Genomic DNA, 18,483 nt, shown 5'->3' with positions numbered 1-18,483 from the left:
AATTATATATAAATAATATTTAATACAGGTTTAATGTTTATTTTTAAAGTTTTTATTGCTATTTAGGTTAAATTAATATTTATAAAATTTAAATTTTTTTATCTTTAAATTATTGTATAACTGTGGTTGTGCTCTATATTAATTAATATTGAAGATTGTTAATTATATTTCTTTACCATATGGGTAAAAAAATTGTATGGAATGAGAAAGGAGAATTATATGAAAAGAATCAATATCTTATTATTTATGTTATGTATATTAAGCATTCTTGTTTGTAAGCAAGGTGTGGATAATAAATCGAATAAAAAAATAGATTCGGCTCAAAGAGAAGTGATCCAACCAGGTTCAAATAATAAATTGGTTGCACCTGTGCGAAAGAAGTTACCACCAGTACCACCTCCAGTGAAAAGGGATGGGGTGCATATAGTTCAAGAGATTATTAATAATCCCCCTCCTGTAACAACTAACCGAAAAGTGACTAAGATAGAGACAGTGGAGCAAGCTTACGATATATTATCAAATCTAGTAACTAAATACGAGGATAGTTTTAATAATGAATATATTAAATTTGCCGACAAGAAGGAGCTGTATGGTCTGCTTTATGAAGCAGCCTTGCGCTCTCTTAAAGATTCTGATAAAAGGGATGAAGTTTTTGCTGCCTTAGGATACGATATTGCAGTTATTAATAAATTAGATGATATATTAGATTTGATTTTTGTTGATGAAACTGTATATAGTGCCGTTATTAAAAATTTGTTTGAAGAGTTGCTTGAAATCACAGAAATTACTGAAGAAGTATTTAGTGAGATCTTGAGTAAAGAAGGTTTAAATAAACTTAAAAAGAAAGGTATGGATGCTATTCTTAAGACTTATTCTGATGTAACAAAATTCATTGAGACAAGAGAGCGATTAATAGGTAAATTGAAAAATCAAATAATGTTAGCAGGGGGAAGTGATGATCGTAAATTTATTATAGATCAGCTTAATGAGATTAGGAGGCATGGAGCAGGATTTCAGATTGAGATTGCGGATATGATATTATTATCTTCAAAAATTCGGAGGATTGTTGAGAGAAATTGAAGGCAAATAATTGAAGGCAAATAGAAGTTATCAAGAGAGAATTTAATAAAAATTCAGTTAGGGTCAATTGTAGGCCCTATTGTTTTTGCAAGTTTTAAATATATCATTTACGGATATATGTTTATTTATATGACACCTGGATACTAAATTTTAATTAATCATACTTAATAAAGTATGATATAATAATAAGTATAAATAAATACTGTTTACTATATTGGTATAAATCTTATTATAGATAATATAGGTGGTTGTGTAGGAATGCTTTTTATATTATGTATTTTATGTCGTGCAAAGAAAAGGTAAACAAATAGGAGTTTTTTTGATGACAAGAGTATGTGTGGTTATATTTGTTATGATTTCATTAGGGTTTTTGATAGTGCAATGTACTGTCCCAATGGGGATAGCAAAGTCAATTGGGATAGTAGGGCAAAGGGGGCCGAGAGGGATAACGGGGTTAGCAGGAAATGCAGGGCTTAGAGGAGATGTTGGAGAGAAATCCGGACGAGGTGATATTGCAATGTTAATGACAAGCTTGTCGAAGCTTAAGCGTTCATATTATGCTAACATTAATGAATTTAATTTACAAAAAAACGATATTGATACTAAGGCTCTATTTGATCATAGTATATTTGAGGATTCGTTTAAGTTAAATAATCCAGAAAATGGTAGGGATGATGTTTATGCGAGTTTAAAGCATAATGTTGAAGATATTCAAACAGTAAAACGGATCGTAGAGTCATTAACAAATTCTTCTGATTCTATGGTTAAGGAGTATGCTAAGTATTTGTTGATCTTTTTAAAAGACAGTGCCCGTTTTATTAGAGAGGTTATCTCTTTGTTAGATAAGGAGTTAGCTATACTTAAGCAAAGTAATAATTTAGAAGGTATGAGTGAACTTAATGCTATGTTAATAATGATGTTTAGACAAAGGGAGTGTGTGCTAGACGATGTTCACGATATACTAAAAAACGCAAAACAGTCTTTCAAACCAAATTTTGTTGATACTGTACGAATTCAAGATGCATTAGGTTCAATTGTTAGGCCGGGGGAAAGATTGCGTGAAAAAGTTTATGGAGGGAGTTTTAGTATTAATAGGAGTTTGCAAAGCTTGCTAGTGGCAATTACAGAAAAAGTTAATCAATTAAAGAAGGCATTAATATCATAGTAGTGTATAAAGGAAGGTAAAAAAAAAAGAGGAGTTTTTTAATGGAAAGGATATGTATGATAATATGCATCTTAAGCACCTTGATGTTTGGATGTACTGGTCCAATGGGACCACAGGGGTTTATGGGGTTTATAGGCCCTGATGGAAAACGTGGTGCAATTGGCCAAGGTTTGCGCGGTGATTTTGAATTACTAGAGGCAAGTATATTGATTCTGAAGTCTTCTTATTATTATAACTATCAGGTATTCAATTCAAAGAGAGCAAATTTTAATAATAGTATTGCATTTGGACATAGTGTATTTCAGGATGAATTTAATACAGAGCAGTCAAAAGACTACGTTTACGCTGGCTTAAAGCATGATGAGAGCGATGTTAGTATGGTAGAACAGATCGTAGCGCAATTAACAGGTAATGTTTTGGCTAATAATCTTGATAATAATGCTGCTAAGCGTTTGTTATTGGCTTTAAGGGACAGTGCGAAGTATGTATATGAGTTTATGGATTTCTTTTTATCCGGTGTTGGTTTAGCTAAGTTTCGTAAGTATGATGAACCCCATATTTCTGAACTTTCTGCTATGGTTATGGATATATTTAGACAAAGAGAAAGTGTTTTAGACGATGTGCAATCGGTATTAATTAACATAAGGTCGTTATTTAAGAGGGGAGTGGATGTTGCAAAGGTTAGAAGTAGCCTAAATTCAATTATTAATACTCAGGGCAAAGTTTATGAAAAAATTTATATTGGAAATGGAAGTTTGAAGGGGTTAAGAGATTCGGTTAAAAATAAAATTGATGAATTAAAACGATTATTAGTGTCTTAATGGTGAATTAAAGGTATTAAAGAAGGTAAAAAATATATAGGGGTTTTTAATGAAAAGAATATGTATGGTAATATGCGTTTTAAGTGCCTTAGGATTTGTAGCGTGTGTTGGTCCAATGGGGCCACGTGGGCTGAGTGGGCCTAAAGGACGTACTGGTCAAAAGGGATTTAAAGGGCACGATGGACGAAGTGATGTTGACTTACTCAAGGCAAATTATTTGAATCTTGTAAGAGTCTATGATGCTAATTATGAAACATTTAAGTCAAGAAAGGCTGATTTTGATAAAATTATTCCATTTAGCAGTGATGAATTTAATAATCAATTTGTCACGGAGAAACAAAGAAACTACGTTTATGCTGGTTTAGGGTATAAAGTTTCAGATATTGAGATAGTAAAACAAATCGTAACTGGATTCATGAATATTGTTAGTAATGCTAATAAACGCTATGTTAATGATTTGCTATTAGCTTTAAGAGATAGTGCTCAGTATGTCCATGAAGTCATAGAAATTATGGATGCAGGGAATGATTTCGATTTAGCTAAACTGAAGAGAGAAATTAATGAAGAAGATATTAGTGAACTTAATGCTATGTTAATGGAGATGTTATACAGAAGGGGGAGTGTTCTAGATGATATAAAAAATATGCTAGATTCAACAAAATTGTTTTTAGTCAACCTGTCTATTTTACATCATATCGCAAGTGTTCGATCTAAATTAGACCCAATTGTTCTCTTTAATGGCAAAATTCATAAAAAAATTTATGTGGGTGATGAAAGCTTGAAAAATTTAAGAGATGCAATTGAGAAGAAAGTGAATAACATCAAGCAAATATTATTACCATAGTGAAGCATAGCTTTTAGTTTGAGATATATTTAGAGATTATAAATATATAAAGCACTGCCATTTTAGATGACTGAATTTATGTATTCCAAATAATTATTGTTAATTAATTTGGAGTACAGATAAAAAATATTGATTAATATGATGCTAAATATTATTATTAATAATAGATAGTTAGTTTTATAATATTATTTTTATTTTTTTTATTATGTAAAACTAAGTAAAAAAGGAGATATTTAATGCAAAAAAGATTTAAGGGTATGTGTGGTATATATTTTTTGATTTTTTTACTATTTATGATTGTAGGATGTTCTGGTTCAGTGGGACCGCAAGGAGTTGCAGGCAAAAATGGTAAGGACGGAATTCAAGGTCCACAAGGTCCACAAGGGCTACGCGGCCCACAAGGCCCACAAGGCCCACAAGGGCTACGCGGCCCACAAGGTCCACAAGGCCCACAAGGTCCACAAGGCCCACAAGGAGCAGCAGGAGTAGATGGACTTGATGGCCCTCCGGGACCTGCGGGTATTCCGGGATTTGTGGGTCCTCAAGGATTGCATGGGCCTCCGGGATTGGATGGCTTGCCGGGAATGCCGGGTCGGGACGGGAATGTTGGTGCTGGATTGCTAAGGGTAAAATTCAGGAGTCTTAGCAATGCATATTCTGCTAATAAAGATCAATTTGATTATGGATCAGTTAATATACCATTTGATCATCAGCTTGGTACTGATAAGACATTTATTGGTTTTGAAGATAATCTTGTAAAGAATAATCTTTATGCTGGTATGGATTATAATCAAAATTTTGCTGAAGCATTAGAAATTGTAATAAGTAAATTATTAAATTCTGTTTCTGCTGCTAATAATGCTGGAATTTCAACTGCTCAGACGCTTATGAATGTTATAAGGGATATTGGAGCTTATGTTGGTGATGTTGTAGAGCAGGGTAGAGCAAATGTAATTTTAACTAGCGATATTCTAGATAAATTTATTTTATCTAAAGAGCAAGATGTTCTTCTTGATCTTGTTTCTTTGCTAGATACAATGTTTTTTTTGAGATTTAACTTAATAAAAGAGATTTACTCAATATTAAATTCAGTAAAAGATATGCAAAATATTGACAGAGTTCAAGATGCTTTATCGCCAATTGTTAATGTAGGTGCAAGTATTTATGTACAAGTTTATGGGAATACTATAACTAGCTTACAAGGCTTAAAAGCTGAGATTGAAAAAAAAGCTAAGTAAATAATAAATTTATAAAAACAAACGCACAATAGACACAAAGGGTTACACACCTTGTGTGTCTTAGTGTATATATTTGCTAAATTTAGATGTATTATAGTATAAAATAATTATGTTAAGACTTATTTTAAGTCTTTTTGTATAGGTAGGAGGAAGGAGAATATTAATGCAAAAAGTATGTATGTTAGTTTGCACATTTGGGTTTTTAGTGTTAAGATGTGCAGTAACTGAAAAATCTTCAGTTGGCATGAATGTGTCTGGTATTCACAGACTTTCAGGATATATTGGATCATTAGCACCATCTACACCTCCCCCACCTAGAGAAAGATATCCACAGGTAGTGACATCTTATGATGCATTAAACATAAGTTTGTCTACTCTTAAAGCTTCTTATAATGACAATCGTGATGCTTTTTTGCCGATGAAGGCTCTATTTGAAAGTAGTATATTTAGTGAGTTTGAGGTGGATTTTGATGGTGATGCAAAAGATGATGTTTATGCAAGTCTAAGGTATGAGGTTGCAGATATTACAAACCTAAAAACAGTGATAAAGACTTTAACATCTAATGTCGATCAGTCTAGTAGGAATTGTGCTTTGAGTTTATTATACCGTTTAAGGGCTAGTGCGATGTACATCAGGGAAATTATAGATGAAAATGAGGGAATTTTAAATCAAGCCAATTTAAATGTGCTGCAACATAGCAATAATTTAAAGGGCATCAATTTACTTAAGTCTGATTTAGATGAAATGCTGAAATTGAGAAATATTGTAGTAGATATGGCGAAAGGTATGTTGAAGATGGCAGTAAAAGTGGTAGGTGATAATGCAAATATTCGACTTGCACTCGAGCCGATTACTAGTGCCCAAGGTAGGCTTAAAGAGAGCATTAATTCTGGTACAAAACTAAGTTTGAGAGATTTACGAACTAAAATTGAAAGTACAGTTGATAATTTAAGGTTGCAAGTTTTAAGGGGTAAATCGTAGCATATTTTTAATATATGCACATTTAGATGAGCATTGCTTAAACCTATGTTATATTTGTAATGTTTATATATTAAATAATATATTATTTGATGTGTTATTTATATGTCAAATATATGTCAAGCTTCCTTCATTGTTGTGTATGGTGGTATAGATTACTATCATGCTAGTTTTAGGTTAAATTTTTAAATTTAACCATATTACTAATTTAAAATTAAATATAATAAAAAAATAAACCAAAATAATAAATTTTATTAATCAATAAAATATTAATGTTTTTAATTAATAATGGTTTAATTGTTAAACTGAGTTAAAATATATTGTATGTGTAAAAAAGGAGTTGTTTAATGCAAAGAGTATGTATGATGATTTGTATGCTGGGTTTGTTGAGTCTAATGCTAGGGTGTCCAGCAGGTAGTAGTTTTATAAAAGAAGAGAAGGGGAATTATTCAGGTGTTAGAAACGATAATAATTTATTAACCTTAGTAAAGATGGGTGAAGGGAGAGTCGCTAGAGAGAGCAAGACACCAGCAGATCAAGCTTATGGTGCATTACTTGAAAATTTGAATAAACTTAAAACTTCATTGAATTATCAACCCGAAGAATTTAATAGATCTCAGTTTAATAATATATTTCAAGTTTGGGTTGATTCTCAGGGTTTTAAAAAAGAGAGAGAAGATGAGGATAAAGTTTATGCTAGTTTAAATCGAGACGTTGAAGCTCTCAGTAACTTGGAAATAGTAGTAGATAACTTGGCAAGTTCAGGTAACCATGTTGTGAATTGGACTATTGCTATGAAATTATTGGATAATTTAAAGAGTAGTGCGGAGTATATAAGTGAAGTTATAAATGATAAGGGTTCAATTTTAAGTAGAGATAATTTAGTAGCACTTAGAGCCAGTAATAATGTATTAGGTATGCATGACATTAAGAATATTTTAGAGCTGATGTTATTAATACGTAATAATTTGATAGAAAGAGTTAAAATAATGCTACGGGGAGCAGCAGGGTTGGCTACTATGAAAGTATTATCAGGGGCTAATGTTCAAGCATTGATCTTTCATCTTGATAAGATTATTGAGGAAGATGGATTCCTTTATAAGAGTATTTTTTCTACTTGTAAGCCAATTTTAGGTTTGCGAGGGTTGAGAGATTTAATGAAGATACGAGTTAATAAATTAGGACATTAGGTTTTATAGTAATTATATGTTAAGCAGTTGGTGGGACAATAAGTAATATATTAACAATATTTATTAACAATGTTATTGTATAATTGGGTAAGTATTGTGTTAACATAGATTTTTGCATAGATTTATAGTTTATTTCTATGCATTTTCTATGTATTTATAATAATTAGAGGTATAGTGCAGATAAGGAGAATATATAATGAGAATAGGTATGGTAATATTTATAATTAGTGTTTTGGGATTAGTGATTCTAAGTTGTGCAGCGGGTAGAAAAGTCTCATTGAATGTTCCTACCAAGCTCCGCACAGGCAAAGCCATCCACACAAACCATTTGGGTAGTAAGTCTGACTTAGTTAATCCAAGTCTACCTGAGGACTTACCACAAACGCCTTATACTACATTACTTGAAAGTGTGAGATTGCTTAAAGAGTCATTAAATTTTAAGTCTGAAGGATTTGATCAAACTGCGTTTGATAGCATGTTTAATGGTTTTACTTTGTACTTTAAGAGTGATGATTATTACTTAAAAAATTGTGTTTATGCTGCCTTAAAGTATGACTTTGTATATATTGAGAAAATAAGGCAAATTGTAAGGGCATTAATGAGTAGTGGTATTGCTGATTATAAGGATACTGCTCTTGATTTATTGATATCGTTAAGAGATAGTGGGCTTTATGTTAGTGAAGTTGTGAAAGAGGATGGTCAGATTTTAAATAATACCAATTTAGGTATGTTGCAGCAGATCAAGGATGTAGAGGTTATTAGTGGTATTAATTCTGCTTTAGATAACTTGCTTGTACAAAGAAATCGTGTGATAGAATTATTTGAAAATAAAATAAGGGATATATCAGGTCTAGAAAAGGTTGAATCAATTAAAGATGCGGTGGATCTCATTATTGGTAATGACGGAGAGATTTTGAAGGTAATTGAGGTTGGTAATGATAGCTTGCTAGGATTGAAGGATACAATTAAAAATAAAATTGATGATTTAATAGAGCAACAGAAGCGGAAGGATCGACTTAATTTCAAAATTAAAGAAAGACTTAAAGAGGAAAGGTTGAAGAAAGAAGAGTTAAAAAAATAGGTCTACTAAGTGTGATCATATTGTGTACTTATTAAGCAGTTTTCTATTGCTTAGGATTGATGTTCATTTTATAGTTTTTACAAATATTAAGTTTACTTTATATTTAAGTATATAGGGTAGACTTTACTTTTTGTTATGTTGTTTAAAACAAAAGAATTAAGAAAGGTAAAGTCGGGGTGTAGAGTACCTGTTTAAGTAAATAGATTAATTTTTATTAATTAATATAATATTATATTATAATGAATATAAATATATATTACATATTATATGGTATAAAGGTAGTACCTTAGTGTTTAATGTACAAAAAGATTATCAAGGAGAATGTTAATGAATCATTTCATGAAAATAAGATGTATGGTAATGTGCTTGCTTAGTGTGTCAGTGCTGGGGTGCGCATTCAAAAAGACAACCAAAAATGAAAAAAGCGTTCCATTAGATTGTCGCTTAGATATAAATGAGGACGTAAAGGGACAAGAGGAATGCGAGCTTAAAACACCAACAGAGCAAGCTTATGCTGCATTACTTGGAAGATTAAGATTGCTTGAAGAGTCATTAAATTTTAAGCCCAAGGGATTTAATCAGGATGTGTTTGATAGTATGTTTAGTAGGGTTTGGGATTTGCCTGTTGAAGAGAAAAAGAACAGAGTTTATGCTAGTTTAAAGCGAGATCCTGAGGCTCTCAGTAACTTGAAGGTAGTAGTAATAAATTTAACGACTACAACTGCTACTAGTGCTGCAGGTATGAAGACCGCTTGTGATTTATTGATGGCTTTAGATGAGAGTGTGGGGTTCTTTATTAGCGTTCTCAGTGAAAATAATGGTTATTTAAATAAAGACAATTTAACCAAACTTAAAGCAACCCAAGATGTAGCAAGTTTAAGTGAACTTGAGACTATGGTACATAATATGCTTGTACAAAGAGAACAAATGGTAGTATTACTTAAAGATATAATAAATCAAGCAGCATTATTCAATGTTAATGATAAAAATCACATTCAAGATGCATTGGGCTCTATTATTGGTTTGATATTTAAAACATGTAGCAGTCAAATTTGTGTTATTGGTAAAAATTTGAAGAACTTAAAAGAAAGTATTAAAAAGAAAGTTAGTAATTTAATACCGTAGGTGAACTTAGATCAGTTGTGTATTTATTAGGCAGGTTTGCTGTTGTTTAAATTTAATTTCAAGTTTTAATTTAATATTAATTCCGATTAGGTTGCAAATTTTATATTGTTTAAGTATAATAACTATTACAGGTTGAGCCACCACCTGATTCAGTTTACGTACTTTAAAGTTTACTTTAAAGACGTAGACTGGCTTTTTTATTGTGTTTATGTATTATGATATCACTTTAATTATTCTTGTATTACCAATTGAAACATGGATATAAAATATAGAAATAAATTATTCAATAATAAATAAAATTTTTAATTATAGATATATTTATTAATAAATATATCTATTTTTTATTGTTATATTGAATTAATGGATTTATATTTTGGTTATGTATATGTGTAGAAGTGTAGATAAAAGTACGACATAAAAATAATGATAAGGAGAATATTAATGACAATAACATCTATTTATGTATGTATACTAAGTATCTTAGGATTAATGATGATCCAGTGTACTAATGATATCCCAGCTATAAAAGCTAGTTCTGTGGAGCCAGCTTTAGTAGTAAATAAAGGCTTAGAAGGAGATAAAGATGAACGTAAAGATGAACATAAATGCGTATTTGTAAAAAAGGTATGTAATCGATTACACTTGGATTTTGAAGTAGACCAATCAGTATCAATTCCAAAGACAGTAATGGAAGCTGTTGGAATTTTAAAGAAAACATTAGTAGCTTTTAATAAATCATTTAAAGATAATTATGATACGTTTGAGCAAGGGTCTAATAATTCTGCTTATTTTAATTCACGAATTACATTTGTACATGGGCAATTTGCAAATGATTTTAGTAAAGATAAGGACAGTATTTATGCTGCGCTAGGATATGATGTTAATGCTGTGCGTAATTTACAAACAATAGTAAATGCATTAACAGGATCTAAGGCCAGCGATCAAGATATAATGAGTGCTGATGATTTATTGGACTCTTTAAGAGATACTACTCAGTTTGTCTTAACGATTGTAGATGAAAATGAGGGTGATTTAAGTGACTTCAATTTATATATACTGCGGAAAAGAAGTGATTTACGAACCATTAAATATCTTAAGAATTGTTTAGATGGATTGATTGCAAGAAGAATTGAGGTGATAGGAGATATTAAACAAATGTTAGCATCAGCAGTAGAAAAATTGGGTGATAATGAATCAATTAGAAGTGAACTTGAGAAGATTTTTTCTCGTAAGAGCGGATCTATTTATCATAAAATTTATTCTACCAAGAAGAATGACTTAGATAACGATGAGAGCTTATTGGGCTTAAGCAATTTAATTAGTAAGAGATTTGACATTATAAATTCATCTTCAAGGTACCGGAGGAAGAAGAGTGCATAATTAAAATTTAAAACCTTTAGTTTAAGTGATTATAAAAGGCTGAGCTTTTGCTAGTCCGCAGACTAACAATTATATTTGGACTAGCGAGCTTTTATATTTTTGTTATTAAATGTTAATATAAATTAATATAACCAGTTAACCAGTTAAAATATGTAGATTATAATCCAATAGTTTAATTTCAGTTAAAAATCCTCATTAAAATGATGTTAATTGTGATTATTAATAATTATTTGTATATAATAATAGATATTAATATGTAATTAATTTATATAGTTAAAAAATGAAAGTTGCTAACAAAAATACCGGTCTAAATTTCTTAAATAAGTAATCAAGTAATCTGGATCAGGTGGTGGCTCAACTTTTTAAGTTCAAATTTTACTTTCACTTAAAAAATAAAAAACCAAAGAACATAAAGAGCAATTTTATGATAAAAGTATGTATGTTATGTATCTTTAATGTTTTTTTGGACTATTGATATTATGATGTCCATCAGTAGGTGGTTTATTGAAGGATGATTCAGTTCACCATAAAGGTGAGTTCTCAAGTATACAAAAACAAGAAAATCAAAAGATCATAAGTTCAGCGTCTTGATAAAGGAGTTAGAGAAATCCTATGATGTCATACTAGAGAGATTAAATGGCTTAGGTGATCATTGAGAGAGAACAATGATACATTTGCTGAAAACAAAATGGTGTTTGATAAGACTATATTTTTTAGTAAGTTATATTATATATATTATTAGTATAAGTTAGAAAATTATTTTAATACAGGCAAAAAAGATAGCGTTTATGCTGAGTTAGGATATAATTTAGAATATATCCTTAACTTAAAGATTATTATAAAGAAATTAACAGTGTTTTCTAAATTTTTCAGTCAAAATGGATCGAGGGCATTATGGATGTATTTAAAATATTAATGCAAACGTAAAGATTAGGTTTATAGTTGATTTTATAGTAAAAATATCAACTGTAATTAACAATACTTATGTCATTAAAAAAATATATTCCTATATCTGATTAAGGGATCAAAACCTTAATAACTCGTAACCGCCCAATCTTTTGTAGCAGATTCTTCAACATATTTAAATGCAGAATTAGCTTCTCCATTATCAGTAATCTTTTCAAGTTCCTCTACCAACTTCTCTTCATCATCTACATTTTTTGCAGCTAATACTATTTGGGCCTTAATCTTAGAAATAGCGGTGTTTCGTGCTTGCATTATTGTCTTTAATTGATCAGATTTGTTAGCAATCTCTTCTGCAGACTGAAATTTAACTAAGTTTTTCTCATCTGACCACTTATGCAAAATTTTATGAATCAAATCTGTAAGATTAAATAAATTACTCAATAAATCATCAATAAGGACTTCATGCTCTAAGTTTTTGTCAACTGATGATTTGGGAACTGTATCATCAGGACCTGAAGAGTTAGTTTTAGAAAAGAAAAAATTAGAAAATGTTCTTGTAAAAAAACTCTTATTTTCTTCATCAGACTCTTCTTCATCAGACTCTTCTTCATCAGACTCTTCTTCATCAGACTCTTCTTCATCAGACTCTTCTTCAACGAGATTAGATAACTTGTCAAGTATTACTCTTAAATTCTCAATAACATTCTCATCATGTCCCAGACTAGTATAAATATAGTTCCACTGAGACTGAGTATTATATTCTGATAATGATTTTATAAGGTCATCGACTGATTTATTAACTGTAACTTTATTGAATTCAATTTCCAATTGTTTTTTATATTCATCTATGATTTGCTTAAATTCAATGTAAGCTTTATCTCGTTTTATGTCTGCGTCAGAAGGTTTGCTAATTTCAGACATTGCAGGAATCAAAATTTTTTTCTTTTTTGACTTAGAAGGTTTGATAACGTTAGAAACTTCAGGATTTGTGGGAATATATGTTTTTGATGACACTACTCTCATTCCATCTTGACTAGTTACATCACGAGACACCCCCTGTTTGCAAGACAGAGTTGCAACTGCAACTATATAAATGCTAACCTCGACTCTTTTCATATAATAATTCTCCTTTTTTAATCTTTTATCAATTTTTATCAATCATTCAAGATTACCTAATATATATAACACAATTTTATACCATATGTACACACTTTTAAATTACATTGCATTTAATTGGTTAACTTTGTAACTTAAGTATCCCACAACAACTTAAAGCACACTCTATAACTACACTTTGGATTTTAACTTAACATGAGATTTTTTTAAGTTATGCTTTCTTATTTGAAAAGTAGTTATTTGTAAATAAAAGAGTACCAATAAAGTTATAAATGTTAATTATGCATCACTAAATGTATATATTAATTTCAAACGTTTCACCAATTTGTGTATATCTTCAAAATGGCATAATTTTAACTTAAAATAAGTGATTTTATAAAATTTTTTAATAATAAATTAGTTTGTAAGTTGATTTAATTGTAATTTGATTTATTAATTATATTAATTGAATGTTGATTTATAAATTATTTTAATATATAAGGAGAAGTGTAGTGAAAAAAATTAATTTATTAATTTTTTTAATTAGTATTATAAGCATAATGTTGGGATGTGACCAAGGATCATTGAACAAAGGGAAGAAACATGTAGGTAAGGCAATTTCCCCAAAAAATCCAGTAAATGGTGCTATAGATAAGTTAGATGTATCGCGTTCTTTATTGACTAGAGAGATTAGAGAAAATTCAGGAACAGATATTTTAAAAGCACTGAGAGTAGATAATGTTGAGGTTGATGTTAATAAGCAAAACAAAGGAGCAAATGAACAAGGAGCAAATGAACAAGGAGCAGGTGAACAAGGAGCAGGTGAACAAGGAGCGGGTGAACAAGGAGCAGATGAACAAGGAGCAGATGAACAAGGAGCAGATGAACAAGGAGCAGATGAACAAGGAGCAGATGAACAAGGAGCAGATGAACAAGGAGCAGATGAACAAGGAGCAGATGAACAAGGAGCAGATGAACAAGGAGCAGATGAACAAGGAGCAGATGAACAAGGAGCAGATGAACAAGGTAATGGAGAGCGAGCAGCCAGAGATTTGGCTTATAAAATATTCACTATGAGACTAAAAGATTATAGAGATACTCTTAATTCTAAGGTAGATGAATTTGCGTTTGTGCAAGCAGGATTTGATCCAACAACCTTTTTATTTGGTGACCAAAATGTCTCTGAGAGATTACGAGATTTTAATCAGCGGCATCCAAAAAGGAAGATTTATCTATCATTGGGAAATGATATTAAAAATGTTCTGACTTTGAAAAGTATATTTAAAAATTTAGATTTGTCAATTGATCATCGTGATCCTAGATACAGTAGTAGTGAAACGAGTGTTATGGCGGGTGTATTATACCGGTTGTGTGATGTTTCAGATCATTCTTCTTATAATTTAGGTATGAATTTCAATGAAAAAAAATTAGATTTAATTAATAATTGTGATTCTGCAGACAAAATTTCTGCAATTGACCTTAAATTAGAAGAGTTTATTGATGTAAGGAAAGATGTGATTTATAAGATTCAGAGAAAATTGTATATTGCAAATGTACACAAAGCTAACAAAGAGAGAATGTTAAATGCATTGAATGAAATTACTGATCCAAAGGGTAAGATAAGGTTGGCAATTGAGTCTTTATTCAAACTGTCAAAAGACATTGAACATTTAATTAATTCTTTATAAATTGGGTGAATTTAGGTGAATAATTTAAACTTTCTAGAGTGCGAGGTAGCATGGATTATTATGTGATATAAATGTGAAGATTAAAGGGTTTATTTCATTTAGGCCTGTGTCAGGCCTCCTTTTTTAAAGAGCAGTATTAAAAAAAGAATATGTTTTTATTATTGTATTTTTGGTAAGTGATTTTATCAATAATATTATCAATATATTGAAAGGATGTAATAAAGATTTGGCTGAGAAGGCTAAGCCACCTATCAGCTTGTATTCTCAAGCTGATATTTAAATATTGTTTGTTATGAATGGACGAAACAAAAAATTTGCCACCTTTAAATTATATATTAATGAAATATGTAATAAGTATTATAATGTAATATGTATTATATAAGATTAATTATTATTTGTATAGTAGAAAAGCTTAAAAAAAGATCGATATTTATGAAAAATTTTATTATATTGTTTCTGATATTGCCTATGATAATTGTTTATTATAGATCTAAAAATAAGTCAGTTTGTCAATTAGATTTGAAGGAAGATATTTAACTTGTAGGAAGTTTAATCATTTTTATTTCTTAATTTGGTATTTTATCTAAAATAAGAAAGAGAGGAAAAAATTCCTCCCTAAGGTTTGAGTTATTTGTAAAGTCTTATTTTAGAATCTTTGCAATATCTTGAGCTAATGCTTGAATATTAGGAATTTCAGTATTAAATATTGTGCCATACTTAGAGTTTACGTGTTGTATTAATTTTTGATTATTATTTTGCATGTCATTATCAGCTTCATACTCAGCAATAATGTTATCAATAGTATCTCTCCATTTCTTTCTTAATTCTTCAATTTTTACAAGTTTATTTTTAATGTCTTTTAATTCTTGAAGAATTAACTTATTTAAGTTCTCTTTTTTATCATTTATATTAATTATTGTTTCTTCAAATATTGTTTGAAGAGTTTCTACTCCTGTTAATAAGATTGTTTTTGCCGAAGTGGTGTTATGTTTTTCTATGTTGTTAAGGATTGTTCCAAACTTTTCAAGTGTATCTTTTTTCCATTCTAAGGATGAATAAAATTGCTTTCTTATGTGTATATTTTCAGGAGAGTTTAGTGTTTTTTTATTTTTATTGTCTTTTAAAAATCTAAATACCCCCCATTTCATTCCATATTGTTCATCATCTTCAATATTATTTTTATATCCATTTATTAAAGCTATATTGGTTTGAACTTTTTGTATTATTTCAGCTATTAGTGCTGCTTTTTCGTTATCTTCTTTTGACTTTACGTCTTTATCTTCTTTTGGATTTTTTTGTGCATGTTTTTGTTCTTTATCTTCTTTTAATTCTAAGTCCTGAGCTTCTTTTAGATTGTCTTGAGCATGTTCTTTATTTGGGTTGAGTTCTGATGGTTTGTCATCGCCTTTTTTTGCTGCTAATTGAGCATTACTATTAGGTATTTGTGGGCTGAACGTTATGTTCATTGATTTTTTTGTATCATCGCTTTGATTTGTATTTGCTTTAGAGTTTGTGTGATATTTTATCTTTGCAAGGGTTCCATTTGGGTTACAACCGACTAGTATAAGTGCTATTAAAGCAAATGTAATAAAAGTGTTATTTAAAATATTATTTCTCATAGAAATTCTTCTTCCTTAATATTATATTAATATGATCATTAATTAATAATGATTCTTATATAAAATTGTATATCATATAATTTAAAAACCAATATAATTATAAAAAAATATTAAAATGTTATTTTTTTTGTAATTTATTAGTTGAGATTTAGATTATTTTTATTTGTAGTATTTATATAAATATAAAAAGGAAGGAAAAAATATTTTCCTTCCCAAATGTTTGAGTTATTTGTAAAGTCTTATTTTAGAATCTTTGCAATATCTTGAGATAATACTTGAATGCTAGGAATTTCAGTATTAAATATTGTGCCATACTTAGAGTTTACGTGTTGTATTAATTTTTGATTATTATTTTGCATGTCATTATCAGCTTCATACTCAGCAATAATGTTATCAATAGTATCTCTCCATTTCTTTCTTAGTCCGTCAATTTTTACAAGTTTATTTTTGATGTCTTTTAATTCTTGAAGTGTCAAAATCCGAAGGTTGTGTTTTTTATCGTGTATTATATTAATTATCCATTCAAAATATTCGTGAGCATAATGTATTCCTGTGAATAAGATTGTTTTTGCTAAGTTATCAGTGTTATCTTTTATGATTGTTCCAAACTTTTTAAGTGTATCTTTTTTCCATTCTAATGATAAATAAAATTGCTTTCTTATGTGTATATTTTCAGGAGAATTTAGTGTTTTTTTATTTTTCTCGTTATTTAAGAATCTAAAAACTCCCCATTCCATTCCATATTGATCATTATCTTCAATATTATTTTTATATCCATTTATTAAAGCTATACTGGTTTGAGCTTTTTTTATTATTTCAGCTATTAGTGCTGTTTTTTCGTTATCTTCTTTTAGATTGTCTTGAGCATGTTCTTCATCTGAGTTGGATTTTGTTTGTATGTCATTGCTTTGATTTGCATTTGCTTTAGAGTTTGTGTGAGATTTTATCTTTGCAAGGGTTCCATTTGGGTTACATCCGACTAGTATAAGTGCTATTAAAGCAAATGTAATAAAAGAGTTATTTAAAATGTTGTTTCTCATAGAAATTCTTCTTCCTTAATATTATATTAATATGATCATTAATTAATAATGATTCTTATATAAAATTGTATATCATATAATTTAAAAACCAATATAATTATAAAAAAATATTAAAATGTTATTTTTTTGTTATGTTTATCTGAAATATTAGTTGTTAGTTTGTAATTTTATTAAATGATAAGAATATTTTTGCAAAGTATCTTATCTTACTTTTAATGAATCTTTTTATTAATATAATATTGGTGCTTTATTGTTTTTAAAATTTTGTTAGTTTTGTGAGCTATATCTTTGATGCCATTAATTTTATCTTCTATTTTTTTGTATTTAGTGGTTATATGTTCTATTAATTTTATGCTGTTATTTTTAATGTCTGTATCGGTTCTATAATCATTAATGATATCATCGATAAATGATATCCAACTTGTTCTTAAATTTTTAATTGTGTCAAGATTGTTTGTAATGTCTTTTAGTTGTTCAACATTTAAGAGAATTAGCCTATCTCTTTCTATATTGATTTTATTCATGAGAGCTTCAAATGATTTTTGCGAATATTCTCTTCCTGTGTCTAAGATTGATTTATAAAGTTCATTACCTTTTTTAGTATTGGTAGCTTGCATTTGAATAAAGATTTCTCCCAGCCATTTTAATCTTATTATATTGTAGTTTAGAGATGCGTGAAATAACTTTATTTTTTCTTTGTTGATGGGATATATTTTGTTTAATGAATACATTACCTTATGGTAGTGAATTTCATCAAAGATTGCACATTGTATTCCAAGTTGTTTGGCAGGTTCCTTGATAATATCTGCCGAGTGTTTATCTATTAAAGTTAAGGCAGTGTCGACTTTATTCTTTATTTGGTTTGTTAAATTTATTTTTATGTTGAGATTGTTTTTTGTTTTTGAGCTCATTATGAATATATCTTTTTTTGGAGAAGTGTTTAATTGGTTGGTTGGCTTGGGGTTTGAACCACAGGCAATTAGCACTAAGAGTGGTAAAATATATGTTATAGTAAATATATCAAAAAAGTGTTTCACAATATTCTCCTTGTTTTTAAAATTAAAAGCTAACTAATACTAAAATTAATACTAATTAGTCATTTAATTAAAATTATTCGTATATTTATTAATATAAATTTAAGAAATACCATTAAAAAATACCAATAATTATTAACTAACATTATATATTTATCTTGATTATTAAATCAACGTTTTAATTTGAGATAATTTATG

At 29.2% G+C, this 18,483-nt stretch carries 15 protein-coding genes; 11 read left to right on the top strand and 4 right to left on the bottom strand.

What is annotated here, in order from left to right; all coding sequences use genetic code 11:
• Positions 1-219: 219 nt before the first annotated feature.
• From bpSLO_RS05445 to bpSLO_RS05400, 10 genes are all read left to right on the top strand, one after another.
• On the top strand, positions 220-1,080 hold the full coding sequence (locus bpSLO_RS05445; protein WP_025375851.1) for a hypothetical protein: 861 nt from the start codon (positions 220-222) through the stop codon (positions 1,078-1,080).
• A gap of 322 nt (positions 1,081-1,402) precedes the next feature.
• Positions 1,403-2,245, top strand: coding sequence for a hypothetical protein (locus tag bpSLO_RS05440; RefSeq protein WP_246989932.1), 843 nt, complete (start codon positions 1,403-1,405; stop codon positions 2,243-2,245).
• Positions 2,246-2,349: 104 nt separating this feature from the next.
• Positions 2,350-3,066, top strand: coding sequence for a hypothetical protein (locus bpSLO_RS05435; RefSeq protein ID WP_246989931.1), 717 nt, complete (start codon positions 2,350-2,352; stop codon positions 3,064-3,066).
• A gap of 49 nt (positions 3,067-3,115) precedes the next feature.
• Complete coding sequence (locus tag bpSLO_RS05430; protein WP_025375848.1) at positions 3,116-3,910, top strand: collagen-like triple helix repeat-containing protein; 795 nt, start codon at positions 3,116-3,118, stop codon at positions 3,908-3,910.
• Positions 3,911-4,146: 236 nt separating this feature from the next.
• Positions 4,147-5,148, top strand: a complete 1,002-nt coding sequence (locus tag bpSLO_RS05425) for a collagen-like triple helix repeat-containing protein (protein WP_246989930.1) — start codon at positions 4,147-4,149, stop codon at positions 5,146-5,148.
• A gap of 163 nt (positions 5,149-5,311) precedes the next feature.
• Positions 5,312-6,130, top strand: coding sequence for a CRASP family complement regulator-acquiring lipoprotein (locus bpSLO_RS05420; protein ID WP_025375846.1), 819 nt, complete (start codon positions 5,312-5,314; stop codon positions 6,128-6,130).
• A gap of 344 nt (positions 6,131-6,474) precedes the next feature.
• The gene (locus tag bpSLO_RS05415) at positions 6,475-7,317 is read left to right on the top strand and encodes a hypothetical protein (RefSeq protein ID WP_025375845.1); all 843 of its coding nucleotides are present in this window, start codon (positions 6,475-6,477) and stop codon (positions 7,315-7,317) included.
• A gap of 196 nt (positions 7,318-7,513) precedes the next feature.
• Positions 7,514-8,398 (top strand): hypothetical protein, encoded by an 885-nt coding sequence (locus tag bpSLO_RS05410; RefSeq protein WP_246989929.1) that lies wholly within the window; start codon positions 7,514-7,516, stop codon positions 8,396-8,398.
• Positions 8,399-8,725: 327 nt separating this feature from the next.
• Complete coding sequence (locus bpSLO_RS05405; RefSeq protein ID WP_246989928.1) at positions 8,726-9,523, top strand: hypothetical protein; 798 nt, start codon at positions 8,726-8,728, stop codon at positions 9,521-9,523.
• 441 nt (positions 9,524-9,964) lie between these two features.
• Entirely contained in the window at positions 9,965-10,903 is a 939-nt protein-coding gene (locus tag bpSLO_RS05400) for a hypothetical protein (RefSeq protein WP_246989927.1), read from the top strand.
• 1,032 nt (positions 10,904-11,935) lie between these two features.
• Here bpSLO_RS05400 and bpSLO_RS05395 read toward each other — a convergent pair.
• Entirely contained in the window at positions 11,936-12,925 is a 990-nt protein-coding gene (locus bpSLO_RS05395) for a hypothetical protein (RefSeq protein ID WP_246989926.1), read from the bottom strand.
• A gap of 491 nt (positions 12,926-13,416) precedes the next feature.
• Here bpSLO_RS05395 and bpSLO_RS05390 point away from each other — a divergent pair, with 491 nt between their 5' ends.
• Positions 13,417-14,592 carry a hypothetical protein gene (locus bpSLO_RS05390; protein ID WP_246989925.1) on the top strand — a complete coding sequence of 392 codons (1,176 nt, stop codon included), beginning with the start codon at positions 13,417-13,419 and terminating at the stop codon, positions 14,590-14,592.
• Positions 14,593-15,233: 641 nt separating this feature from the next.
• Here the strand turns inward: bpSLO_RS05390 and bpSLO_RS05385 are convergent.
• From bpSLO_RS05385 to bpSLO_RS05375, 3 genes are all read right to left on the bottom strand, one after another.
• A complete protein-coding gene (locus bpSLO_RS05385) occupies positions 15,234-16,211 on the bottom strand; it encodes a complement regulator-acquiring protein (protein ID WP_246989924.1) in 978 nt (325 codons plus the stop codon).
• A 239-nt stretch (positions 16,212-16,450) separates the two neighbouring features.
• Positions 16,451-17,251 carry a complement regulator-acquiring protein gene (locus tag bpSLO_RS05380; protein ID WP_246989923.1) on the bottom strand — a complete coding sequence of 267 codons (801 nt, stop codon included), beginning with the start codon at positions 17,249-17,251 and terminating at the stop codon, positions 16,451-16,453.
• Between the two features lie 212 nt (positions 17,252-17,463).
• The gene (locus bpSLO_RS05375) at positions 17,464-18,288 is read right to left on the bottom strand and encodes a complement regulator-acquiring protein (protein WP_246989922.1); all 825 of its coding nucleotides are present in this window, start codon (positions 18,286-18,288) and stop codon (positions 17,464-17,466) included.
• Positions 18,289-18,483 lie beyond the last annotated feature (195 nt).

Origin of the sequence: Borrelia parkeri, assembly GCF_023035815.1 — a bacterium.
Classification (GTDB): Bacteria; Spirochaetota; Spirochaetia; order Borreliales; family Borreliaceae; genus Borrelia; species Borrelia parkeri.
This window is presented reverse-complemented; position numbering and strand designations above follow the sequence as displayed.